The following is a 23196-nucleotide window of genomic DNA, read 5'->3' as shown; positions in this document are numbered from 1 at the left end:
TACGTCACGACACCGCCCCCACGCTGTCGGCCTTCGCCGCCCCTCCGGCCGTCCGAACGGCGCCGGCCTCGGCCTTCCGCAGCTCGGCGAGGAGCGCATGGCGGCCGGTGAGCACATCGGTGAGCACCCGGCGGGCGGCGCGCAGCAGTTCCGCGACGTCGCCGCCGGCGAGCTCGTAGACGACGGTGGAGCCGCTGCGGGTGGCCGTCACGATGCCCGAGCGGCGCAGGATCGCCAGCTGCTGGGAGAGCGCGGACGGCTCCACCTCGATCGCGGACAGCAGGCTGCGGACCGGCAGCGGACCGTCCTGGAGCAGTTCCAGGACCCGGATGCGGACCGGGTGGCCCAGCATCCGGAAGAATTCGGCCTTGGCCTGGTAGAGCGGAACCCCCGCGCCGTTCACTCCGGCGCCCCGCTCCCCTGCCGGGCCGCCCCGGGCCCGGCGTCCGGATCGATGCCCACATTGCGGGCCATCCGCAGCGCGTCGTCCAGCTCGTCCTCCGCCACGGCCAGCGCGTAGGCGTCGCTCGCCGCCCGCGCCGCGTCGACGGCGGCGCGCGCGATCCGCACCCGTTCCCGTACCGCCTCGGCGAAACCGCCCACGCTTGCCCTCCGCGTCCAGGCCGACCGGCCGTCGCGTCATCTGTTGAATTGCGGAATTCTGCAACTGTAGACGACAGGGGCGCGCCGCCCCTATGGGTGGGGCGGCCCAATGCTTCCGATGGCGGAAAACGACACCGGCGCTCGGGCCGTCGGGCCGCGGGCGGGCGGGAGCGCGCCGCGGCCCGCCACCGTGCGAGGCGATCGCGCCTCGCGCCCGGCCCACGCGCCCGGACTTGAATCTCCCGCTGCAGGAGCTTTTACGGTGCCGGCAGGCGCGGCCCGGCCGGTGTCGACGGGCCGTGGGGACCAGACCTGGAGGAGAGACCATGACCGCATTCGTCCTGGTGTCCGGCGGCTACACCGGCGGCTGGATCTGGCGGGACGTCGCCGCCCGGCTTCACGAACGGGGCCATCAGGCGCACCCGGTGACGCTCACCGGGATGGGCGACCGCCGGCATCTGGCGGGGCCCGGCACCGACCTCGAGACGCATATCGAGGACGTGGTGCAGCTGCTGGACCACGAGGAACTGCGGGACACCGTGGTCGTCGGCCACTGCTACGGGCTGCATCCCGCGCTGGGGGCCGTCGACCGCCGCGCGGACCGGATCCGCCGGCTCGTCTATCTGGACGCGGGGATGCCCGGCGACGGCGACGCGGCGGTCGATGTGATGCCCGACCCGGCCGTACGGGAGCGGCTGCTGCGGCGGGCCGAGGATCGGGGCAACGGGTATGTCCTGCCGCCCCCGCCGCTGGAGGACGAGCAGCTGTGGGGCAGCCTCGCGCTGCTCCCGGACGCCGCCCGGCGGCGCCTGGAGAAGCTCGCCGCACCGCAGCCGTTGGGCGTGCTGACCCAGCCGCTCCACCTGACCGGCAAGGCGGCACAGGTGCCGGCCACCGGCATCTTCTGTACGGCGAACGGGGCGAGCATCGCCGTCGTCGAGTCGCTGGTGGCGTCGGGCGATCCCCGCTTCCGGGCACTCGCCGACCCCCGGGTCGGCTTCTTCGACCTGGATACCGGGCACTATCCGATGCTGTCGCACCCGGACGAGCTGACCGACCTGCTGATCCGCGCCGCCGCCGGCGAGGGCCGCCGGCTCGGGGGACCCGTTGGACACCCCCGGCCGTCAACCGCATAGTGACGCGCATGACTTCACTGGTACGTCACATCACGATCGACTGCGCCGACGCCTATCGGCTGGCGCAATTCTGGGCGGCGGTGCTGGGCGGCTCGCTCGCCGAGGACGACCTGCCGGGCGACCCGGAGGCCCTGGTGACCTCCGCGGGCAGCGCGCTGCTGTTCATTACGGTGCCCGAGAAGAAGGCCGCCAAGAACCGGCTGCACCTGGATCTGCAGCCGCAGGACCGCAGCCGGGACGAGGAGGTCGAGCGGCTGCTCACCCTGGGCGCGGAACTGGTCGCCGATCACCGCCGGCCCGACGGCACCGGGTGGGCGACGCTGGCCGACCCCGAGGGCAATGAGTTCTGCGTGGAGCGGAGTGCGGCCGAGCGGGCCGACGGGGAGATGACGTACCGGCAGGTCGTCTGAGCGCCCCTCCGGCCCGGCCGGGCCGCGCCAGGGTCTGTCCGATGGGTCAGGGTCGGAAAGGCCGCGGCGTCTGGTGCACTGCACTCGCTGCGCTCGCTCCGTCTCGGCTCTTCATCCGGCCTCGGAAGCCGAGCTGCATCGCAAGGCGCCGGAGCGTCTCGACAGCGGAGCTGTTGGGACGCTCCGGCAACGCCGCGTGGGGGTGTCCCAGCGTTAGCTGGGGGAGCGTCGCGGGCCCGGCCATGACCCATCGGACAGCCCCTAGTCGCCGGCTCGCGCCTGGGCCTCGGCTATCTTCTCCTGCGCCTCGGCCAGGTCCTCCGCCGTGGGGGCGTCGTCCTGGGTGAGCTTGCGGCGCCAGTAGCCGGTGAAGTCGATCTGAGAGGTGGACAGGCCGCGCTCGTCGACGAGGTGGCGACGGAGTGCGCGGACGGTGCCGGCCTCACCGGCGAGCCAGGCGAAGACCGTGCCGGAAGCGGGGAACGCGGCGTCGCGTACCGCGCTCAGCAGGGCGTCGTTGCGGCCGGCCGCGACGCCGTTGCGGTGCGCCCAGTGGACGGTGAGGTCGGCCGGGGTTGTGAAGGGCTGTTCCTCCGCGGCGTCGGCCACCTCGATGTACGCCGTCGCGCGGGCGCCCGCGGGAAGCGCTTCCACGAGCGAACCGATCGCCGGCAGCGCCGTCTCGTCACCGGCCAGCAACAGCCAGTCGGCCCTGTCGAGGGGCAGCGGCCTGGCATAGGCCGCCGCCGGCCCGTAGCGGGCGAGGGTGTCGCCCCTTTGGGCGGCGGCCGCCCAGCGGGTGGCCGGGCCGGCTGCCGCGTCGGTCTCCGGGGCGTCCGCCGCCGCGTGCAGGACGAAGTCGACCGTGATGTGGTGGCGTTCGGCGTCGTAGGACCGCACCGTATAGCTGCGCATCCACGGCCGTTCGTCCTCGGGTATGGCGAGGAACGCCTCGTACCAGCGCATCACATCGCCGTCCGCGCCCTTGTCCGGGAGGCGGGGTGCGGTCTGGCCCGGCCTGGGGAAGAGCAGCTTGAGCTGCTGATCGGGCCAGGTGGGGAAGTCGTCGAGGCCGTCTCCGGCGAAGGTGACGCGGACCATGCGCGGGGTGATCCGCCGGACGTCGGTGACCTGGATGAGCGCGACGGGCAGGGCCGTCATCGGATCCTCCATGAGGGTGTGCGGGGTGGTGGCGAGAGGTCGAGTGCCGGGAGCCGGGAGCGGCTCGGCGTCCCGTGAGCCTTACGGCCCTACTGCCCTGCTGCCCTACGGCCTTTGTGCCGGGCGCGGTGCGAGATAGGCGCGAAGGTGACGGGCCGTCAGCGAGTCGCCGTGGGCGACGAGGCCGGCCGGGGTTCCGGTGGCCCGCGCCGGGGCCGAGGTCTATCAGCCAGTCGGCGTGGGCCATCACCGCCTGGTGGTGTTCGATGACGATGACGGTGTTGCCGGCGTCCACCAGCCGGTCCAGCAGGCCCAGGAGCTGGTCCACATCGGCGAGATGGAGGCCGGTGGTCGGCTCGTCCAGGACATGGACGGCGGCCTTCTCCGCCATATGGAGGGCGAGTTTGAGGCGCTGGCGTTCGCCGCCGGAGAGGGTGGTGAGCGGCTGACCGAGGCCGAGATAGCCCAGGCCGACGTCGCTCAGCCGGTCGAGGATGGTGCGGGCCTGCCCGGTGGGGAAGAACGCGCGGGCCTCGGCCACCGGCATGGCCAGCACCTCGCTGATGTTCTTGCCGCGCAGGGTGTAGGTGAGCACCTTCGGGGTGAATCGCCTGCCCTCGCACTCCTCGCAGACCGAGGCGACGCCCGCCATCATCGCGAGATCGGTGTAGACCAGCCCGATGCCCTTGCAGCCTTGGCAGGCCCCCTCGGAATTGGCGCTGAACAGCGCGGCCTTGACGCCGTTGGCCTTGGCGAAGGCCGTACGGATGGGGGCGAGCAGTCCCGTGTAGGTGGCCGGATTGCTGCGGCGGGAGCCGCGGATCGCGGACTGGTCGGCGACGATCACGCCGTCCCGCCGGGGCAGCGAGCCATGGATCAGGGAGCTCTTGCCCGAGCCCGCGACGCCGGTGACGACGGTGAGGACGCCGAGCGGGATGTCGACGCTGACGTTCTTGAGGTTGTGCCGCGTCGCACCGGTGATGGGCAGATGACCGCTGGGCCGGCGGACCGTCTCGCGCAGCCGGGCGCGGTGGTCGAGATGACGCCCCGTCAACGTACCGGAGTGGCGCAGCCCTGCGACATCGCCGGTGAAGCAGATCCGGCCGCCGGCGGATCCGGCGCCGGGGCCGAGGTCGACCACATGGTCGGCGACCTCGATGGTCTCCGGCTTGTGCTCCACGACCAGGACGGTGTTGCCCTTGTCGCGCAGCCGCAGCAGGAGGCCGTTCATCCGCTGGATGTCGTGCGGATGCAGTCCGACGGTCGGTTCGTCGAAGACATAGGTGACATCGGTCAGGCTGGACCCGAGGTGGCGGACCATCTTGACCCGCTGGGCCTCCCCGCCGGACAGGGTGCCCGATTCGCGGTCCAGACTCAGATAGCCCAGTCCGATCTCGACCAGGGAATCCAGGGTGTGGGAGAGGGCGGTGAGGAGCGGGGCCACGGAGGGGTCGTCGAGGGTCCGTACGAAAGCTGCCAGGTCGCTGATCTGGAGGGCTGAGCATTCGGCGATATTGCGGCCGGCGATACGGGAGGCGAGGTCGGCGGGATTGAGCCGTGCGCCACCGCAGGCGCCGCAGGAGGTGAACGTCACCGCGCGGTCGACGAAGGCCCGGATGTGCAGCTGCATGGACTCGCGGTCCTTGGCGAGATGGACCCGCTGCACCTTCACCAGCAGGCCCTCGCAGGTGATGTTGAAGGTGCCCTGTCTGGTCTTGGTGGCGGGCTTGTGCAGAAAGGCGTCCCACTGCTCGGGGGTGTAGTCCTTCAGCTTGACGTCGGGGTCGAAGAAACCGGAGTGGGCGAGGGTCTGCCAGTGGAACGAGCCGACGGTGAAGCCCGGTGCCGTGATCGCGCCTTCGTTGAGGGAGAGTTCGGTGTCCACCAGCTCGTCGACGTCGATCGCCGAGACCCGCCCCAGCCCCTCGCATGCCGGGCACATTCCCTCGGCGCTGTTGAAGCTGAAGGCGGTCGAGGTGCCGATGGCCGGCGAGCCCAGGCGGCTGAAGATGATCCGCAGCATGGTGTGGGCGTCGGTCGCCGTGCCGACCGTGGAGCGGGAGTTGGCGCCCATCCTCTCCTGGTCGACGATGATCGCCGCGCTGAGGTTGCGCAGCGCGTCGACATCGGGCCGCCCCTGGCTCGGCATGAACGACTGGACGAACGCGGTATAGGTCTCGTTGATCAGCCGCTGCGACTCCGCGGCGATGGAGCCGAAGACCAGGGAGGACTTCCCCGATCCGGAGACCCCGGTGAAGACCGTGAGGCGGCGCTTGGGGATGTCGAGGGACACCTCCGCGAGGTTGTTCTCCCGCGCGCCCCGGACCTCGATGACGTCGTGGTTGTCGGCGTCGGGCCGCACGGACCGCCCGCCGGACTCCTGGTCCCCCATCCCGCCCCCTGATATCTTTACGCAGTAAAGAGTTACCTCGACGAGGTTACTTTATGCTGTAAGGAGTTCGCAAGTGGTCCTCTTCGCCGGCCAGGGCGACGCCCGCCGTTCGATGTCCCTGCTGTGGCGCGCCAAGGACAAGGACCCGGCCGGAAAACGCTCCGCGCCCGGCCCCAAACCGGCGCTGAGCGTGGACGCGATCGTGGACGCGGGAATCGCCGTCGCGGACGCCGAGGGCCTGGCCGCGCTGTCGATGCGCGCGGTGGGCGAGCGCCTCGGCCGGACGGCGATGGCGCTGTACACCTACGTCCCGGGCAAGAACGAGCTGGTGGACCTGATGTACGACCGGGCGCTGGCCGAGCTGCCCACCGACTACGACCTCACTCCGGGCTGGCGGCCCGCCGTGACGTCCTGGGCCGAGGACACCTGGGAGTTCTATCTGCGCCACCCGTGGGTGCTCCAGGTCTCCCAGGCCCGGCCGGTGCTCGGGCCGAACGAATACGTCGCCCTGGAGACGCTGGTGCGGCTGCTGTACGCCACCGAGCTGGACTCCGCCGTGCTGCGCCGCATCGTCGGGGCGCTCTTCCACTTCGTCCGCGGCGCCGCGGCGACCGTCACGGAATCCCGGCTGGCCGCGGCGGCGACGGGCATGTCCGACGAGGAGTGGTGGCAGTCCCGCTCCAGCGTGCTCGGCGAGGTCGTGCCCGACTTCCAGGACCGCTTCCCGCTGCTGGTCCGCCTCGAGACCGAGGGCGCGGCGGCCCACACGGGCGGTTCGGAGCCGTACCTGGAGCGCGAGGCGAGGACCACCTTCGAGGTCGGCCTGGCCGTCATCCTGGACGGCATCGCGGCGACGATGGACAAGGCCGCGCCCTGACCCCGTGGTGATGCCGGTCCCAGGCCGTGCCGGCCCCGTCCCGTTCGCCCCCACCAGCCACTCGGGCTCCGCCAGAAGGGCGAGAACGGCGTGTACGACGCCGACCGGGCCGACGGCAATGGGACCGTCCGTGGACCATTACCGAGCGCCGCTGACGAGGACCGACGACGGGAGGCACCCGTGCGAGGACGCCCCTTGCCCCGCAGATCCCTGCTGGCCGGTGCGTCGTCGCTGGGCCTCCTGGCGGCTGCCGCGCCACCGGCGGCGGCCACGGCCGAGGCGCCGGCGGCCGCGGCCGGGACCCGCCACTGGGTGGGCGGCTGGGCCGCCGCCGTCACCCCGCCCGCCCGCAGGGGCCGGTCCGTCACCGGGTTCGCCCACCGCACCCTCCGCCTGGTGGTGCACCTCTCGGTCGGCGGCGACCGCGTCCGCCTGCGACTGTCCAACCTGTACGGCACCCGGCCGCTGGACCTGGGCGCGGTGACGGTCGCCCGGCGGGCCGGAGGAGCCGCCACCGAGCCGGGCACCCGGCGCACGGTGACGTTCGCCGGCCACCGCTCGGCCACCGTCCCCGCCGGCGCAGAGATCGTCAGCGATCCCGTACGGCTGAGCGTCCACGCCGACCGCGACCTGGTGGTGAGCATCCATCTGCCGCGCCCGACCGGGCCCACCACCTGGCACGGCGGGGCGAAGCAGACCAGCTACGTCTCCACCCGGGGCGATCACACCGCCGACGAGCGGGGCTCGGCCTTCCACGAGCGGATCCTGTCGTGGTTCTTCCTGGCGGGCGTGGACGTCGCCACGACGGCCGCGGACCGTACGGTCGTGGCCTTCGGCGACTCCATCACCGAAGGCGGCGCCATCCCGGACAACGTCAATCTGCGCTGGCCGGACGTGCTGGCGCGGCGGCTGGCCGACGCCGGGCGGCGCGGCCGCGGGCTCTCCGTCGTCAACGCGGGCATCGGCGGCAACCGGCTGCTGAGCGACGTCGGTACCGGCGCCGACGGACGGATCCACCTCGGGGTCAACGGCGAGGCCCGGTTCGCCCGCGATGTGCTCGGCCAGACCGCCGTGTCCGATGCGATCGTGCTGCTCGGCACCAACGACCTGGGGGCCGGCACCGGGGTGCACCGGGGCACCAGGGTGACGGCCGGCCAAGTGATCGCCGGACTGGCCGCGCTGGCCGGCCGGGCGCAGGCCGCCGGGATCGCGCTGCACGCCGGCACGATCACCCCCAACGCCTTTCTGGGCCCGGCGGGGGAACGGATGCGGGCCCAGGTCAACCACTGGATCCGTACCGGGCGGGCCTTCGACGGGGTCGTCGACTTCGATGCGGCGCTGCGCGATCCGGCCGTGCCCCGGCGGCTGCGGCACAGCTACAACAGCGGCGACGGTGTGCATCCGAACACCGCCGGAATGTACGCCATGGCGCAGGCGGTGGACCTGTCGGCACTGGGCCGAGCGGGAACGTATCTTCTGCCCGTCACCGGCTCAGGCACATCTCGCGGCCGTCCCACGTGCGCACCGCAACCCGTGCAGCATTCTCCAGGTTGAGTCCGGACATGGACGTCAAAAAGACCACGGGTCACGTTTTCCATCGCCTCTCGCTCTCGCCCCCGTACGCACGACGGTCCACCGAGGAGGCGACCCCGATCTTCGATCAGTTGCTCAGGGAGTGGCGCGCGGGCGCACTCCGGCCGGTGGTCTCGTGGCCCGTCGACGATTCCGGGAAGATCAGGCCGGGCGCCGCTGTTGCCACGGATGACGTCCGTCCCTATTCCCGGAACCGCATTGAGGAGCATGACCGTGAGCCTGTACGACATTCCCCTGCGCACCCTGACCGGTGAGCCCGCCTCGCTCGCCGACTACCGCGGCCGCGCGCTGCTGGTGGTCAATGTGGCGTCCAAGTGCGGACTGACCCCGCAGTACTCGGGCCTGGAGCGGCTCCAGGAGCGCTATGCCGACCGCGGCTTCAGCGTGCTGGGCTTCCCCAGCAACCAGTTCGCGGGCCAGGAGCCGGGCACCGCCGAGGAGATCGCCACGTTCTGCTCCGCGCAGTACGGCGTCAGCTTCCCGCTGTTCGAGAAGACCGATGTCAATGGCGAGGAGCGGCACCCGCTGTATGCGGAGCTGACCGGCACCCAGGACGCGGAGGGCGCGGCGGGGGACGTCCAGTGGAACTTCGAGAAGTTTCTGATCGACCATCAGGGCCAGGTCGTGGGCCGGTTCCGGCCGCGCACGGAGCCGGACGCCGACGAGCTCGTCGCGGCCATCGAGGCGGCCCTGCCGGCCTGATCCACGGCCGCCGCGCCGCCCGCTCCACGGCCGCCCGCCCCGGTCGCCGCCTTGCGGCCCGGGCCGGTGGCGCGTGGCGGGCCGCTCCACCAGCTCATACCGCCACGCAGTCGGCCAGGCAGGTGGCGCCGGCGATCGCTTCGGCCACGATCTCGAACTCGCCGGTCAGCGAGGCCATCCGCAGCAGCCGCGCGACCCACCCGCCGTCCGTGACCCCGGTCAGCCGCAGCCGCCCGCCCCGGTCGCGCGCCCGGTGCCGGGCGCGGCACAGCAGGCCCAGCCCGACGCAGTCCATGAAGGTCACCGCGCTCACGTCGAGGACGAGATCGGGGTGCGGCGCGCCGGTCAGCGCGTCCAGCCGGTCGGCGACCACCGAGGCGGCGAGGATGTCCCATTCCCCGCGGAGCTCGAGCACGATCGTGCTGCCCGCCTCGCGGATGTGGCCGACGAATTCCTGGTAGTTGTGGCCCTCGGCCATCAGCCCGACCCACTTTCGTGCCAGAGAGCGAGACAGCGCCACGCAGGTGGCGAAGGCATACGGGGATAGAGAGATGAGGGGGAGCGCCCGTCGCGATCCGGGCGGATGCATCCGTATCCGGTCGTCGGCTGTGCCCTGATATCGCTGCTGTGCGTTACGTTCTACGGCTTACCCGCCCATCGTGGCGTCAAGTCCTGGCGAGAACCACGTAAAGAGGTTGGCTCAATTGCGGCGGGCCAGCTCAGAGGGGGTGCGCCTGCGGGCCGCGGTCATACCTTGCGCGCGTGGCCGAGGTAGGTGACCAACGGACTTGTACCCGGGGCGAGTTGGAAGCCGGCCAGGGAGGCGATCTCGTCGTCTGTCATCCGGCCGCGGCGGCGCCCCAGGACCGCCGAAATCAGACTCCGTGCGCTGCGTGGCTTGAAATGGCAGGTTTCGGCTTGGCGCAGACCGTGCCGCGCCACGAGCGCGGCGACCTCGGCGGGCTTGCGGAGACGGCGGGCGGCATAGCGGCCGGCCGGTACGACCCGGGTCATCGGCAGTCGCTGAAAGGCCACCAGATAGACCAGGCGGGACAGCACGGTGCGGTTGACGGTGTCGTAGACGAGGACGCCGTCGGGCTTGAGGGTGTGGGCGGCCCGCTCGATCACCCGGTCGGGGTCGGAGGTGATCTCCAGCGTGTCGGCGAGGTAGACGAGGTCGAACGCGGCGGCGGGGAGGCCGGGGTCCTCGGCGAGCGCGGTGCGGTGCTCGATGGCGAGGCCGGCGCGTTCGGCGGCGGTGCGCGCCATCGCGGTCGCGGCGCGGGACGGGTCCACGGCGGTGACCTCGAAGCCGAGCCGCGCCAGACCGCGCGCGAGGAGACCGCGGCCGCCGCCCATGACGAGGGCCCGCCCGGAGGCGGCGCGGCCCAGGTCTTCGAGGACGGCGAACGTGTAGGCGAGCCGCACGTCCTGGAAGGCGGCCGCCCGGATCTGACGCCCGTCGACGGCCTCCGGGTCGGGTGAGTCCAGTGCGATCAGTGGAGCGCTGCGCATGGCGTTCTCCTTCGTCGACCGTGCCGCGCCGGCGTCCCCGGCGCAGACGAGTTCCCTCAGGGAACCTACCAACCCCGGGTCTCCCGAGGGAACTTGGGTAGCCTCGAAGCGTGACCCGCACTCCCCTCTCCGATGTGGCCTGCTCGATCGCCCGCGCCACCGATCTGTTCGGCGACGCCTGGACGGCGCTGATCATGCGCGACGTACTGACCGGGATCAGCCGGTTCGACGACCTCGCCGAGGACCTCGGCATCTCGCGCAAGGTGCTCACCGCCCGGCTGTCGCGGCTGGTCGAGGAGGGCGTGCTGACCCGCGAGCGCTATCAGGAACGGCCGCCGCGCGAGCACTATGTCGCGACGGCGAAGGGCGAGGAGCTCTATCCGGTGCTGCTGGCGCTGGCGACCTGGGGCGACCGCTGGTACGCGGGCGAGGCCGGGCCCCCGGCCCGGGTCCACCATCTGACCTGCGACCGGGACACCACGATGGTGGCCGCCTGCGCGCACTGCGCCGAACCGCTCACCGTGGACAACACCCTCGCGCTCCCCGGCCCCGGCGGCCGGGTCGGACCCGGCACCCGGCTCCTCGGCCCCCTGATCGCGTCCCGGCACACGCCCTGAGGAGCCCGTACGCCCCGGCAGGTCGTACGCCGCCACACCCCCGCGCCCGCACCCCGTCAGGTGCCGATGGTGCGCAGCGCCACCCACAGCCCCACCGTCGACAGGACCAGCGTCGCCGGGACCGTCAGCAGGCCGAGGCCGGTGAAGACGGACAGCGCCGGCGCGGTTTGGTGGTCGTGCAGGATGCGCCGCCACAGCAGGGTGGCCAGGGAGCCGACGTAGGTCAGGTTCGGGCCGACATTCACGCCGATCAGTACGGCAAGGACGGGACCCGCGCCGGATGCGGCCGCGACGGGAAGCAGCGCGAGGACGGCCGGCAGATTGTTGATCAGGTTCGCGAGCAGGGCGGCGAACGCGGTGAGCCCGAGCAGCGCGGGCAGCGACGACCCGGCCGGCAGCAGTCGGTCCACGGCGTCGCCCAGCCCGTTGTCGACGACGGCCTTGACCACGATGCCCAGGGCGAGCACGAAGAGACAGAACAACGGGTTCGCCGCCGCCACCAGCCGCGGCACGGTGGTCTCCCGGCGGCGCAGCGCGCGGACCGCAAGGACCAGGGCACCGGCCGTCGCCGCCCACGCCGGGTTGACTCCGGCGAAGGAGGTCACCACGAACCCGGCGAGGGTGAGCGCGAGGACGACGAGGGCGGGGACCGGCGGCGGCGGATCCTCCCGCTCCGTTTCCGCCTCCGTTTCCGCCTGCGCTTCCGCCCTCCCCGTTCGCTCGGGCCGGCCAACGGTCACCGCCAGGTCACGCGCGAAGAAGCGCCGGAAGACGACGTACTCGACGGCGACGGCGATGGCCCAGGGCAGCGCCATCAGCGCCGCGAACCGGGTGAAGGACAGCCCGGCGGCGTCGAGGGCCAGGAGATTGGTGAGGTTGGAGACCGGGAGCAGCAGCGAGGCGGAGTTGGCCAGGTGGGCGCAGGCGTACAGGTGGGGCCGTGCGTGGGCACGGGCACGGGCCGCGGTGGCCAGAACGACCGGCGTCAGCAGCACCACCGTCGCATCCAGGCTGAGCACCGCGGTCACCGCCGCGGCCAGCGCGAACACCCCGGCCAGCAGGCGGCGCGGGAGGCCGGCGCACAGCCGGGCCAGCGCGGCGCCCGCCGCCTCGAACACCCCCTCGCGCGCGCAGAGGTACGCCAGTGCCAGCACCGCGGCGAGGAATCCGACGACCGGCAGCAGGCTGTGCACCTGGGCCCATGCCTCGGACGGTGACACGGCGCCGATCAGCACGACGATCGCCGCCGCCGGCACGGCCGCCACCGCCTCGGAAGCGCCCGCCGGCCTGCGTACGGCGAAGCCCAGAACGCCCAGCAACAGCAGCAGGGAAATGGTCTCCGACCAGGCGGTAGTCACCAGGGAACGCTACCGGCCCGGTTGTCCCACCCCGTCGCCGGTCCGTCTCCGGCCGATCGTCCCGCCGGTTACCGGCCGCTCACCGCGCCGCCGCCCTGATGAACGGCCGGTCGCGCGCCGCCACCCGCGCCACCGGGCCCGCCGCCCGCAGCACGGCGTCCAGGGCCCGCTCCGGGTCGCTGGTGTAGCGCCCGCTCGCCCAGGCCGCGTTGGCCTCGATGACCGCCCAGTGGCCGTCGAGGCGGCCGACGTCGACGACGATCGCGGACGGCAGGCCGGCGCCGCAGCGCACGAGGAGTTCGGCGCCGAAGGCGGCCGCGTCCGGGGTGAGCGGGCCGAGGCTCAGGCGCCCGTCCTCCGCGTAGCGGCTGCCGGTGTGCACCTCGCCGTCCAGGAGGTAGAGGCGGTATTCGGCGGCGAAGGAGGCGACGTCGGAGACCAGCACGAGGGTGTCGGGGTCAACGGCGTCGGCCCCGGGCAGTCGGGAGCCGTCCGCGTAGACCATGGCCCGGATGCTCTTGTCGTTGGGTGACTTGACGAAGACCGGCCGGCGCAGGCCGTACGCCTCGCGGACCGGCAGCGCGCGGATCTCGCGCCGTACGAGGTCGCGGGGCAGATCGGCGAGCCAGCGCGCCGGGGCCTCGAGCGGGGCGATGCCGAGCGGTCCCGCCACCGCGTCGGCGAAGGACGGCCCGGCGTGCAGATGCCCGGCGCGCAGCCCGTCCGGGAGGTCGAAGGTGGGCAGCTGGACGGTGCGCAGTCCGCGCCGCCGGGCGGTGTCGCGCAGCCCGGTGGCCGATGCCGTCAGGCGCGGCGGCAGGAGCAGGGTCGCCGTGGGTGAGTCGTCCGCCGCACTGTGGATGCCGTGGACGTCTCCCCCGTTTCGCATGGCGATCATGGTAGCTGCGGGTCACGGGAGGCTTCGGGGCGGTCCGTACGGCGACCCGAGGGATGACCGGCGGTCCGTACGGCAGTCCGGGAGGGTGATCGGCGGAGCGGATGCGTGTCCCGGAGGGTGACCTGCGAGGAATCCCTTGACCTCAACATTGGTTTAGGTCCTAGGTTCCTTTCATGTCGCCGGTCAGCCACGGCGATCCCGTGCCGACCCCGACACCCTGGAGGCCGCGATGGACATGGAAGTCACCGCCTGGCATTCGCTGCACAGCACGATGACCGCACAGCAGGGCAGCCGCCGCTTCTCCCGCGGCACCCTGCGCCGGATCGGCGGCTTCGCCCGCCCGCACCGGCGCCGTCTGCTGTGGTTCCTGCTGCTCAGCACCGTGACCGCGATGCTCGCGGTGGCCACCCCGCTGCTCGCGGGCCGGGTCGTCGATGCCATCTGGCACCGCGATTCCGCCACCGTCGTCCTCGGACTGTCCGGTCTGATCGCCGTCATCGCCGTCGCCGAGGCGGGCCTGGGCCTGGTGACCCGGTGGCTGTCTGCGAGCCTCGGCGAGGGGTTGATCCTGGATCTGCGGACGACCGTGTACGACCACGTCCAGCGGATGCCGGTCGCGTTCTTCACCCGTACCCGCACCGGAGCGCTGGTCAGCCGCCTCAACAACGATGTGATCGGCGCCCAGCGGGCGTTCAGCGACACCCTCTCCGGGGTCGTCAGCAATATCGCGACGCTGCTGCTGACCCTCGTGGTGATGCTGAGCCTGTCCTGGCAGATCACCCTGATCGCGCTGGTCCTGCTGCCGGTGTTCGTGCTGCCCGCCCGGCGGGTCGGCCGGCGGCTGGCGGCGCTGCGGCGGGAGGGCGCCGACCACAATGCCGCGATGGGTACGCAGATGACCGAGCGTTTCTCGGCACCGGGCGCCACCCTCGTCAAGCTGATGGGCCGGCCGGCCCGCGAATCCGCCGAATTCGCGGCCCGGGCCCGCCGGGTGCGCGACATCGGGGTCCGTTCGGCGATGGTGCAGACGTACTTCGTCACCGCGCTCACCCTGGTCTCCGCGCTGGCGCTGGCGGTGGTCTACGGGCTCGGCGGCTACCTCGCGCTCCGCGGCCACCTCCAGCCCGGCGCGATCGTCTCGCTCGCGCTGCTGCTCACCCGCCTCTACGCCCCGCTGACCGCCCTGTCCGGCGCGCATATCGAGGTGATGAGCGCACTGGTCAGCTTTGAGCGGGTCTTCGAGGTGCTGGACCTCAAGCCGCTGATCGCCGAGAAGCCGGACGCCCGCGCGGTGCCCGAGGGCCCGGTGTCGGTGGAGTTCGACGCCGTACGCTTCGGCTACCCGTCCGCCGAAAAGGTCTCCCTCGCCTCCCTCGAAGAGGTCGCCACCCTCGACACCCGCGGCGGCGAACAGGTCCTGCACGATATTTCCTTCCGCGCCGAGCCCGGCCAGATGGTCGCCCTGGTGGGCTCCTCGGGCGCCGGCAAGTCGACCATCGCGCAGCTGCTGCCGCGGCTGTACGACGCCGAGGGCGGAGCGGTCCGGCTGGCCGGGGTGGACGTCCGCGACCTGACCGCCGCCTCGCTGCGCGAAGCGCTCGGCATGGTCACCCAGGACGGGCATCTCTTCCACGACTCCATCCGCGAAAACCTGCTGCTGGCCAAGCCCGAGGCCCCCGAGGACGAGCTGTGGGACGCGCTGCGCCGCGCCCGCCTGGAGGCGCTGATCCGCAGCCTGCCCGACGGCCTGGACACCGTCGTCGGCGAGCGCGGCTACCGGCTCTCCGGCGGCGAACGGCAGCGGCTGACCATCGCCCGGCTGCTGCTCGCCCACCCCCGGGTGGTGATCCTCGACGAGGCCACCGCCCACCTGGACAACACCTCCGAGGCCGCCGTCCAGGAGGCGCTCACCGAGGCCCTGGAGGGCCGGACCGCGCTGGTGATCGCCCACCGGCTGTCGACCGTACGGGCCGCCGATCTGATCCTCGTCGTCGAGGGCGGCCGGATCGTCGAGCGCGGCACCCACGCGACGCTGCTGGCGGCCGACGGGCGGTATGCGGAGCTGTACCGGACGCAGTTCGCCTCGGAGACGGACAGGACGGACGGGGCAGGATCCGCCGCTGCCGGTGCACGCGACGCGGTGACCGCGGCGGATTCCGGCCAGGAACCGGGCGAGGGCCTCGCCGAGGACACCGTGCTGGTGGGGTGATACCGCGCCGGATACCGCGCCGCTTGGCCCCCGCTCTCTTGGCGGGGGCCGCCGTATGCCGAAAACTGAGGCAATGACGCAGCGCGCGGAACACTCGACCGTAATGGACCGCCTCTCGATCGACGATCTGGTCACCGGCTACGCCATAGCCCTCGACGACGGGGACTGGGACGGATACCGGGCCCTGTTCACCAACGACGGCCGGGCCGACTACCGCTCCGCGGGCGGCATCGAGGGCAACACGGCGGAGATCGCGGACTGGCTCACCGAGGTGCTGCGTCACTTCTCGGTACGCCAGCACCTGATCGTCAATCGCCGGATCACCCTCGCCCGGCGGGACGGCGCACCGGGCGATACGGCCACCGTCCAGGCCGACTACCTCAACCCGATGCGGCTCGACGGCGCCGCGGCGGACGCCGATGCCGGCCCCACCGCCCCCAACTACACCTGCGCCGGCCGCTACGCGTTCACCGCCCGCCGTACGCCCGAAGGCTGGCGGCTGGCCGAGGTCGTGGTGCACGAGAAATGGCGCGAGGTGGTGCCCGCCGGGGAATGATCCCCCAGGTCTTACGGTCGGCCCGGTCCCGCGCGACGAGAAGGAGACGGTATGCACACCCCGCTCGGCGATCGGGTGCCTTGGCTCCGCTCCCCCTGGTGGCGGGGTCTGGCCGCGGCGTTGGCCGGGGCGCTGCCGGCGCTCACCTTTCCGGCGCCGTCCTGGTGGTGGCTGGCGTATGCCGCCCTCGTCCCCTGGCTGCTGCTGGTGCGCTCGGCGCCGACGGTGCGGCGGGCGGCGCTGGACGGCTGGCTGGGGGGCGCGGGGTTCATGCTGGCGGTCCATCACTGGTTGCTGCCGAATCTGCACGTCTTCCTTCTCGTACTGGCCCTGCTCCTCGGTGCGCTGTGGGCGCCGTGGGGGATCCTGGTGCATGCGCTGCTGTCGGACGGGCGGGGGCGGGCGACGGGCGGGCGGTACGCCGCCGCGCTGGTGCTGGTGCCGGCCGGCTGGCTGATGGTGGAACTGGTCCGTTCCTGGCAGTACTTGGGCGGGCCCTGGGGGCTGCTCGGCGCCAGTCAGTGGCAGGTGCCGCCCGCGCTCCGCCTGGCGTCCCTCAGCGGGGTGTGGCTGCTGAGCCTGCTGCTCGTGGCGGTGAACACCGCCCTGGCCGAGCTGATCGCCCGCCCCGCGGCCTGGCGGGCGGCCGTCGCCGGGCTGCTGGTCCCCGCCCTGGCGGGCGCCGCCGCCTGGCTCTGGGCGCCCCTCCCCCGCCCCGCGGGCACGGTACGGATCGCCGTCGTCCAGCCCGGCATCGGCGGCACTCCCACCGAACGGCTGGCCCGCAGCGAGTCGCTGACCCGGGCGCTGGCGCACCGCGGCGTAGGCCTCGTCGTCTGGGGCGAGAGCAGCCTCTACCAGGATCCGGCCGACCATCCCGCGCTCGCCGCCCGGCTCGCCTCGCTGACCCGGCAGACCGGCGCGGACCTGCTGGTCAACGCGGACGCCCGGCGCGCCGGCCGTGCGGGCATCGAGAAGAGCGCGGTGCTGATCGGGCCGCAGGGGCCGACCGGCGACCGCTACGCCAAGATGCGTCTGGTGCCCTTCGGCGAATACATACCGGCCAGGTCCCTCCTGGGCTGGGCGACCCATGTGGGCAGGGCCGCGACCACCGACCGGATCCGCGGCACCCACCAGGTCGTGATGCGGATCCCCACCGCGGACGGGCTGCGCATCGGCCCCCTGGTGTGCTTCGAGACGGCCTTCCCCGACATGAGCCGTCACCTGGTGCGCGACGGCGCGCAGGTACTGGTCGCCCAGTCCTCCACCTCGACGTTCCAGGGCAGCTGGGCACCGGCCCAGCACGCCTCGCTGGCCGCGCTGCGCGCAGCGGAGAACTGGCGGCCCATGGTGCACGCCACGCTCACCGGCATCAGCGCGGTCTACGGCCCCCGGGGCGAACCGGTCGGCGAACGGCTGGGGACCGACCGCAGCGCGGCCGCCGTCTACGATCTGCCGCTGGCCGCGGGCACCAGTCCCTACAGCCGGTTCGGCGACTGGGCGCTGTACGGGGCGGCGGGCGCGCTGGTCCTCGCCGGCGCGTACACGGGCGTACGGGCGCTCAGGAGGCGGCCCGCGCAAGCGCCTCCCTCCGACTCCCTGTGATCGGCGGTCTTACGCGCTCCTGCGCGGTCTCCGACCTGCTGCGGAAGGGTGCGCCGAGGGCGGTCCTCAGCCCTCCTGCGTCACCTCATGCACGATGCGCTCGCACAGCTCGTGGGTCTTCAGGGCGTCCAGCGCGCTGAGCACCTCGCCGGCGCGTACCGAGTCGAGAAATGCGAGCACCGCTTGCTCGATGCCCCGCTGCCTCGCGACCGGCACCCAGTCGCCGCGGCGACGGATGGTCGGCTGTCCCTTGTGGTCGATCACCTCCGCGAGGTTCACCACCTCGCGCTTCGTGTCCAGCCCGGACACTTCGAGGCGCTCTTCGGCCGAGCCGCTCAGCCGGTTCATGATCCCGATCGCCGTGAAGCCGTCGCCTGCCGTGGCGCCACTGCTGCCGGAGAGCTGGAGCACCACATGCTCCAGCAGCCCGTCGCGCATCCGCGCCCTGACATCGACGTGATCGATCTCGCCGGGGGCGAGGAACCGCAGGGTGTCGACGACATGGATGAAATCGTCGAGCACCAGGGTGCGCGGATCCTCCGGCAGGCCGACGCGGTTCTTCTGCATCAGGATCAGATCGCGGGCATGATCGCGGCACTGCGCGTACGCGGGCGCGAACCGGCGGTTGAAGCCGACGGCCAGCCCCACTCCCCGGTCCTCGGCGAGCCGCACGATGCGTTCCGATGCGGCGAGTTCATAGGAAAGCGGCTTGTCGACATAGGTCGGCACGCCCGCCTCGAGGAGCCGCGTCACGATCTCGGGGTGTACGGAGGTGGGCGCATGCACAAAAGCCGCGTCCAGGCCGGCGGAGAGCAGCGAGTCCAGGTCCGTGTGCAGCTGCCGGCCGGTCAGCCGGTGGCTGTCGCCGACCCGTTGGAGGGTGGCCGGAGTGCGGGTCTGCAGATGCAGCTCGATGCCGGGCTGCGTGCCCAGTACGGGGAGATACGCCTTCTGGGCGATGTCTCCGAGTCCGATGCAGCCGACCTTCACTCGTACTCCTCCTCCTTGGGCGGCGCCGCGGGTGGTGCGGCGACGGCGCCGCTGATGGCGCCGGGGTCCGGATGACCCGTTTGCCGGAAGCTTACGTGGCGGCCGGGGGACGCCAGTCGGCGATGCCGTCCAGGCCGCGCAGCGCGAGATCCGGCGCGAGCCGGGCGGTGGCGGCCATCCCGGCGGCGCGCAGCGCGCGGGCCGGCCGGGACCGCCAGAGGGTGAGGCGGCCGATCCGCTCCGACCGGCGCACCACGTCCATCGTGCGGGGCAGCCGCTGCCGGGTGTACGCGGCGAGCGCGGCGCCGAGATCGCCGTCCGCCGCGGTCGCGTGGGCAAGCACGACGGCGTCCTCGATGGCCTGGCAGCCGCCCTGGCCGAGGTGCGGGGTCATGGGGTGGACGGCGTCGCCGAGCAGGGCGACCCGTCCCCGGTGGAAGGCGGGCGGCGCGGCGGCCGCGGTCCGGACGTCGTTGCGCAGGACGGCGGCCGGGTCGACGGCGGCGAGCAGCGCGGGGACGGGGTGGTGCCAGTCGCCGAAGCGGCGCAGCAGTTCGGCCCGTTCGTCGCCGTCGGCGGCCCGTCCGCCGGGCGGCAGGGCCGCGGTGGCGTAGGCGTAAACGCGCCCGTCGCGCAGCGGAATCGAGCCCCACAGGCTTCCGGCGCCCCAGGTCTCGTGTGGTGCGAACGGGCGCTCGGGGGCGGGCGCCACGAAGCGCCAGGCGGTGAATCCGGCGTAGCGGGGCTCGGGATGGCCGGGGAAGACGGCGCGGCGGACCGCGGAGTGGATGCCGTCGGCACCCACGACGAGGTCGGCACTCAGCTCTTCGCCGTCGCCTCCGTCGTCGATCACCGCCCGCGCCGGGCGGCCGCCGGGCGCCGGGTCACCCTCGTCGACGAGCGTGGCGGCGGCGCCGGTGCGCAGGGCGCCTTGGGGCAGCCGGGCGCCGAGGAGGGCGATGAGCTCGGCGCGATGGGCGACGACGACCGGGCCGCCGAAGCGCCGGACGGCCGCGGCGGCATCCATCCGGGCCAGCCGTCGGCCACTGGGGAGGCACAGCGCGCCGGTGATCTGCGGGGCGGCCATGGCGCGGACCGCGTCGCCGGCGCCGAGGGCCTCCAGGGCGCGCTGGGCGTTGGCGGCCAGCCCGATACCCGCCCCGCCCCGCTGCGCGCCGCCCGGGCTCGTCGCCAGGTGTCCGGATGCCGAGCCCGGGTCCGGGGCGGCGGTGCGCTCGAGGACGGTGACGGCCCAGCCGCGGCGGTCCAGCGCCACCGCGGCGGTCAGTCCGCCGATTCCGCCACCGATCACCAGAGCGGTGCGTTGGTTCATGATCCCTCCCACTGGCCTACGTGCCTACTCGCGTGACTACAGCTGTAGTTCCGCAGGCTACTACAGCTGTAGTCTGCTCGCTACTACAGCTGTAGTTCAGTGACGCCACCACGGATGCGGTCCAGTCACTACATCTGTAGTCATCGCGATAGGCTCACCTGCCATGAACGCCCGCAGTACACCGCGCCATGAGCTGATCGCCGACACCGCCCTGACGCTGCTCGCCGAGCGCGGCATGCGGGGGCTGACCCACCGGGCCGTCGACGAGGCGGCGGGACTGCCGCAGGGCTCCACCTCGAATCTCGCGCGCACCCGCGCGGCGCTGCTGGAGACGGCGGTGCGGCGGCTGGCCGAGCGGGAGGCGGCCGTCCTCGTGGCGGGCGAGACCCCGCCCGCCACGGGCGACACCCCGGCGGCGGTCGCCGATGCGCTCGCCCTGGCCCTGCACCGCTATCTCTCGGGCCACCGGCAGCTGGTCGTCGCCCGGTACGAGCTGGCCCTGGAGGCCTCTCGGCGGCCCGAGCTGCGGGCTCTGTACGACCGGGCCGGGCGGGCCTTCCGGGAACCGATGATCGCGATGCTGACGGCGGCCGGCTCCACGGACCCCGAGCGGCATGCGCTCAGCGCGATCGCCTGGTGCGACGGGGTGCTGTTCTCCTGTACGGCGGGGCAGTTCCACGGCGCCGTGCCGAGCCGGGCGGCGCTGCGCGCCTCGTGCGCCGAGGTCCTGAACGGGATGCTGCGGGGGTGATGCCCGAGGCGGAGCCACGGGCGGCGCCTGGGCGCGGCCCCTATGCCTCCGCTCCGCCACCCGCCTCGAGCCGCACCGCCAGCCGGTCGATGGCCTCCCTCAGCCCCTGGCGGTATTCGCCGTCGGCCACGCCGTTGGTGGAGGCGCGGGCCCTCAGCAGCTGGGCGCGGGCGTCGGCCGGGCGGTCGAGGGCTACGTAGTCGGCGGCGAGGTTGAGGTGGAGCGAGGGGAAGAAGGCACACAGGGCGCCGGTGTCCGTGCCTGCGGTGCGCTCGGTGACGAAGCCCTCGGCCGCCTCGAGGGCGCGCAGGTCCCAGTCGAGTTCGTCCCTGGGGTCGTCCTGGGTGTCCGCCATGTAGTGGGCGAGCGTGCAGCGATGGAAGGCGTCCCCCTGGGGCCCGATCTCGTGCCACAGCTCCAGGAGGCGGTTGCGGGCCTCCTCCCGGTCCCCGGCGCGGTGCAGCATGATCGCCTGGCCGATCCGGATGAGCACGCCGTCCAGGGGCGTCTCTTCCCGCTCCTCCGTCACCGCATTCACCCCGCGCTCGCTCGCCGGCCCTCCCCCCGACGCTAACCGCCGGGGGAAGCCGCCGCGCGCCGTGCGCGACGCGCCGGACGGTGCGGCTCGGCGCGCGTGACGGTCCGGCTCAGCCGGCGTTCAGGTCCGGGATGCGCCAGTCGATCGGGGTGTGGCCCTGTGCGGCGATCGCCTCGTTGATCTGGGTGAAGGGGCGGGAGCCGAAGAACTTCTTCGCCGACAACGGGGAGGGATGCGCGCCCTGGACCACGGCATGCCGCTCCTCGTCGATCAGCGGCAGCTTCTTCTTGGCGTAATTCCCCCACAGCACGAAGACCGCCGGGTCGGGCCGGGCGGCCACCGCGCGGATCACCGCGTCGGTGATCTTCTCCCAGCCCTTGCCCTTGTGGGAGTTGGCCTCGCCCTCGCGGACCGTCAGGACGGCGTTCAGCAACAGCACGCCCTGCTGGGCCCACGGCATCAGATAGCCGTTGTCCGGAACCGGGTGGCCCAGCTCCTCCTTCATCTCCTTGTAGATGTTGCGCAGCGACGGCGGCGTCTTGACGCCGGGCTGCACGGAAAAGCACAGACCGTGGCCCTGCCCCGCGCCGTGGTAGGGATCCTGCCCGAGGACCAGCACCTTCACCTGGTCGTACGGCGTGGCGTCCAGCGCCGCGAAGACCTCCTCACGGGGCGGGTACACCGGGCCCTTGGCCCGCTCCTCCTCGACGAAATCGGTCAGCTCCTTGAAATAGGGCTTCTCCAACTCCTCGCCGAGGACCCCGCGCCAGGATTCGGGCAGCATGTCGGTCACCACGTCAACAACCTCCGTTGTGCGTTCCGTTCTCATCGTCAGAACTTACCGGCGACCACTGACAACGTGATCCGCGGGCGCCTGCCCCGGGCACCTGCGCGGACCACAGACCCGGGCGCCGGCCTCGGACGGCGCCCCGGACGGCGCCCTCAGGCGGTGTCGAGCCGCGCGCGCTGGTACGGATCCAGCTCGAGGTCCAGCGCCGCCAGGCACTCGTCCAGCTGCCCCACCGTACTGACCCCGAGCACCGGCACCACCGGCACCGCCCCACCCATCAGCCACGCCAGCACCACCTGATTCCGGGTGGCCCCGCACTCCGCCGCGACCTCCGCCAGCACCCGCAGCCGCACCACCGAGCCCGGATGGTCGTAGCGCTCCGGCAGCGGTTTGTCCGCGCGGGTGTAGGCGCCCTCCATGAGCGGCGAGTAACCGAGGAGGGTGACATCGGGGTGCGCGGCCGCGTAGTCGAGGAGTTCCTCATCGGTCTCCCGCTGGAGGCCGGGCGGCAGGTCCCGGCGCGGGTGCAGATAGGTGTGCCGCTGCTGTACGGCCCGGAAACCGGGCAGGCCGCGCCCGGCGGCGGCCCGCCGGGCCTCGGCCAGCCGCCATGTCGGGTGGTTGCTGACACCGAGGGCGCCCGCCCTGCCGTCCAGGACGAGCCCGGCCAGCGCCTCGACGGTCTCCGCCAGAGGGACGCGACGGTCGTCGACGGCCGCGTAATAGAGATCGACCCGGTCGGTTCCCAGGCGGCGCAGGCTGCCTTCGAGCGCGGCGCGGAGGGCGGGCCCGGCCAGCCCCTCGGCGTTGGCGGGCCACCGGTCGCCGCGGGCCGGATCGGGCCGGGCGCCGCCCTTGGTGGCCAGGACCGTACGGCCGGCCGCGCCGCGGCTGCGCAGCCAGCGGCCGAGCAGCAGCTCGCTCTCGTCACCGGTCGCGCCGGGCACCCAGCAGGCGTAGTTGTTCGCGGTGTCGACGAAGGTCCCGCCGGCCTCGGCGAAGCGGTCCAGGATGGCGTACGAGGTCCGCTCGTCGACCGTGGTCCCGAACGGCAGCGCCCCCAGGCACACGGCGCTGATCCGGGGACCTTGATCACCGCCGAGGGTGCGGTAGTGCATGGTGCCTCTTCCTCACAGAGTCCGCTGACGCACGTGGTGCCGGC

22 protein-coding genes and 1 pseudogene are annotated in these 23196 nt (G+C 72.9%); 10 read left to right on the top strand and 13 right to left on the bottom strand.

All coding sequences use genetic code 11. The features are described from left to right. Nucleotides 1–4: 4 nt before the first annotated feature. Entirely contained in the window at nucleotides 5–403 is a 399-nt protein-coding gene (locus tag ACIRPT_RS04480; RefSeq protein WP_403822096.1) for an ArsR/SmtB family transcription factor, read from the bottom strand. Then, nucleotides 400–603, bottom strand: a complete 204-nt coding sequence (locus ACIRPT_RS04475; RefSeq protein WP_403822093.1) for a hypothetical protein — start codon at nucleotides 601–603, stop codon at nucleotides 400–402. The genes ACIRPT_RS04480 and ACIRPT_RS04475 overlap by 4 nt, the downstream gene beginning before the upstream one ends. Before the next feature lie 326 nt (nucleotides 604–929). Between ACIRPT_RS04475 and ACIRPT_RS04470 the strand changes: the two genes are divergently transcribed. Both ACIRPT_RS04470 and ACIRPT_RS04465 read left to right on the top strand, forming a co-directional pair. Further along, nucleotides 930–1739, top strand: a complete 810-nt coding sequence (locus ACIRPT_RS04470) for an alpha/beta fold hydrolase (RefSeq protein ID WP_403822090.1) — start codon at nucleotides 930–932, stop codon at nucleotides 1737–1739. Between the two features lie 8 nt (nucleotides 1740–1747). Next, nucleotides 1748–2149, top strand: coding sequence for a VOC family protein (locus ACIRPT_RS04465; protein ID WP_403822087.1), 402 nt, complete (start codon nucleotides 1748–1750; stop codon nucleotides 2147–2149). Between the two features lie 261 nt (nucleotides 2150–2410). Here the strand turns inward: ACIRPT_RS04465 and ACIRPT_RS04460 are convergent, their stop codons facing one another. Next, nucleotides 2411–3310, bottom strand: a complete 900-nt coding sequence (locus ACIRPT_RS04460; RefSeq protein WP_403822084.1) for a siderophore-interacting protein — start codon at nucleotides 3308–3310, stop codon at nucleotides 2411–2413. A 105-nt stretch (nucleotides 3311–3415) separates the two neighbouring features. Continuing rightward, nucleotides 3416–5702, bottom strand: a pseudogene (locus ACIRPT_RS04455) (ATP-binding cassette domain-containing protein). A gap of 73 nt (nucleotides 5703–5775) precedes the next feature. Between ACIRPT_RS04455 and ACIRPT_RS04450 the strand changes: the two are divergent. From ACIRPT_RS04450 to ACIRPT_RS04440, 3 genes are all read left to right on the top strand, one after another. Then, the gene (locus ACIRPT_RS04450; protein WP_403822081.1) at nucleotides 5776–6579 is read left to right on the top strand and encodes a TetR/AcrR family transcriptional regulator; all 804 of its coding nucleotides are present in this window, start codon (nucleotides 5776–5778) and stop codon (nucleotides 6577–6579) included. 195 nt (nucleotides 6580–6774) lie between these two features. After that, nucleotides 6775–8133 carry an SGNH/GDSL hydrolase family protein gene (locus tag ACIRPT_RS04445; protein ID WP_403822078.1) on the top strand — a complete coding sequence of 453 codons (1359 nt, stop codon included), beginning with the start codon at nucleotides 6775–6777 and terminating at the stop codon, nucleotides 8131–8133. A 252-nt stretch (nucleotides 8134–8385) separates the two neighbouring features. Beyond that, a complete protein-coding gene (locus ACIRPT_RS04440; RefSeq protein WP_403822075.1) occupies nucleotides 8386–8874 on the top strand; it encodes a glutathione peroxidase in 489 nt (162 codons plus the stop codon). 94 nt (nucleotides 8875–8968) lie between these two features. On the opposite strand, the gene ACIRPT_RS04435 is transcribed toward ACIRPT_RS04440, so the two are convergent. Beyond that, nucleotides 8969–9352, bottom strand: a complete 384-nt coding sequence (locus ACIRPT_RS04435; RefSeq protein ID WP_403822072.1) for an STAS domain-containing protein — start codon at nucleotides 9350–9352, stop codon at nucleotides 8969–8971. A 269-nt stretch (nucleotides 9353–9621) separates the two neighbouring features. Beyond that, nucleotides 9622–10389 (bottom strand): class I SAM-dependent methyltransferase, encoded by a 768-nt coding sequence (locus tag ACIRPT_RS04430; RefSeq protein ID WP_403822069.1) that lies wholly within the window; start codon nucleotides 10387–10389, stop codon nucleotides 9622–9624. Nucleotides 10390–10499: 110 nt separating this feature from the next. Here ACIRPT_RS04430 and ACIRPT_RS04425 point away from each other — a divergent pair, with 110 nt between their 5' ends. Further along, nucleotides 10500–11006 (top strand): winged helix-turn-helix transcriptional regulator, encoded by a 507-nt coding sequence (locus tag ACIRPT_RS04425; protein WP_403822066.1) that lies wholly within the window; start codon nucleotides 10500–10502, stop codon nucleotides 11004–11006. Between the two features lie 56 nt (nucleotides 11007–11062). Here the strand turns inward: ACIRPT_RS04425 and ACIRPT_RS04420 are convergent, their stop codons facing one another. Both ACIRPT_RS04420 and ACIRPT_RS04415 read right to left on the bottom strand, forming a co-directional pair. Further along, nucleotides 11063–12364 carry an SLC13 family permease gene (locus tag ACIRPT_RS04420; protein ID WP_403822063.1) on the bottom strand — a complete coding sequence of 434 codons (1302 nt, stop codon included), beginning with the start codon at nucleotides 12362–12364 and terminating at the stop codon, nucleotides 11063–11065. Between the two features lie 79 nt (nucleotides 12365–12443). Then, nucleotides 12444–13253, bottom strand: a complete 810-nt coding sequence (locus ACIRPT_RS04415; RefSeq protein WP_403822060.1) for an ATP-grasp domain-containing protein — start codon at nucleotides 13251–13253, stop codon at nucleotides 12444–12446. A gap of 238 nt (nucleotides 13254–13491) precedes the next feature. On the opposite strand from ACIRPT_RS04415, the gene ACIRPT_RS04410 reads away from it, so the two are divergent. The 3 genes from ACIRPT_RS04410 to lnt all read left to right on the top strand — a co-directional run bounded on the left by ACIRPT_RS04410 (nucleotide 13492) and on the right by lnt (nucleotide 17632). After that, a complete protein-coding gene (locus ACIRPT_RS04410) occupies nucleotides 13492–15471 on the top strand; it encodes an ABC transporter ATP-binding protein (protein WP_403822057.1) in 1980 nt (659 codons plus the stop codon). A gap of 73 nt (nucleotides 15472–15544) precedes the next feature. Next, entirely contained in the window at nucleotides 15545–16027 is a 483-nt protein-coding gene (locus tag ACIRPT_RS04405) for a nuclear transport factor 2 family protein (RefSeq protein WP_403822054.1), read from the top strand. 51 nt (nucleotides 16028–16078) lie between these two features. Continuing rightward, nucleotides 16079–17632 (top strand): apolipoprotein N-acyltransferase, encoded by a 1554-nt coding sequence (lnt, locus tag ACIRPT_RS04400; protein WP_403822051.1) that lies wholly within the window; start codon nucleotides 16079–16081, stop codon nucleotides 17630–17632. Between the two features lie 66 nt (nucleotides 17633–17698). On the opposite strand, the gene ACIRPT_RS04395 is transcribed toward lnt, so the two are convergent. Next, nucleotides 17699–18622 (bottom strand): Gfo/Idh/MocA family protein, encoded by a 924-nt coding sequence (locus ACIRPT_RS04395; protein ID WP_403822048.1) that lies wholly within the window; start codon nucleotides 18620–18622, stop codon nucleotides 17699–17701. A 91-nt stretch (nucleotides 18623–18713) separates the two neighbouring features. Beyond that, complete coding sequence (locus ACIRPT_RS04390; RefSeq protein WP_403822045.1) at nucleotides 18714–19955, bottom strand: FAD-dependent monooxygenase; 1242 nt, start codon at nucleotides 19953–19955, stop codon at nucleotides 18714–18716. A 163-nt stretch (nucleotides 19956–20118) separates the two neighbouring features. Here ACIRPT_RS04390 and ACIRPT_RS04385 point away from each other — a divergent pair, with 163 nt between their 5' ends. Further along, nucleotides 20119–20706, top strand: coding sequence for a TetR/AcrR family transcriptional regulator (locus ACIRPT_RS04385; RefSeq protein ID WP_403822042.1), 588 nt, complete (start codon nucleotides 20119–20121; stop codon nucleotides 20704–20706). A 40-nt stretch (nucleotides 20707–20746) separates the two neighbouring features. Here ACIRPT_RS04385 and ACIRPT_RS04380 read toward each other — a convergent pair whose 3' ends face one another. From ACIRPT_RS04380 to ACIRPT_RS04370, 3 genes are all read right to left on the bottom strand, one after another. Further along, on the bottom strand, nucleotides 20747–21235 hold the full coding sequence (locus ACIRPT_RS04380; RefSeq protein WP_403822040.1) for a hypothetical protein: 489 nt from the start codon (nucleotides 21233–21235) through the stop codon (nucleotides 20747–20749). A 118-nt stretch (nucleotides 21236–21353) separates the two neighbouring features. Continuing rightward, nucleotides 21354–22028, bottom strand: coding sequence for a uracil-DNA glycosylase (locus tag ACIRPT_RS04375; protein WP_403507889.1), 675 nt, complete (start codon nucleotides 22026–22028; stop codon nucleotides 21354–21356). A gap of 158 nt (nucleotides 22029–22186) precedes the next feature. Beyond that, nucleotides 22187–23152, bottom strand: coding sequence for an aldo/keto reductase (locus tag ACIRPT_RS04370; RefSeq protein WP_403822037.1), 966 nt, complete (start codon nucleotides 23150–23152; stop codon nucleotides 22187–22189). Nucleotides 23153–23196: the final 44 nt, after the last annotated feature.

It is taken from the genome of Streptomyces sp. NPDC101227 (genome assembly GCF_044767545.1).
Classification (GTDB): domain Bacteria; phylum Actinomycetota; class Actinomycetes; order Streptomycetales; family Streptomycetaceae; genus Streptomyces.
This window is presented reverse-complemented; position numbering and strand designations above follow the sequence as displayed.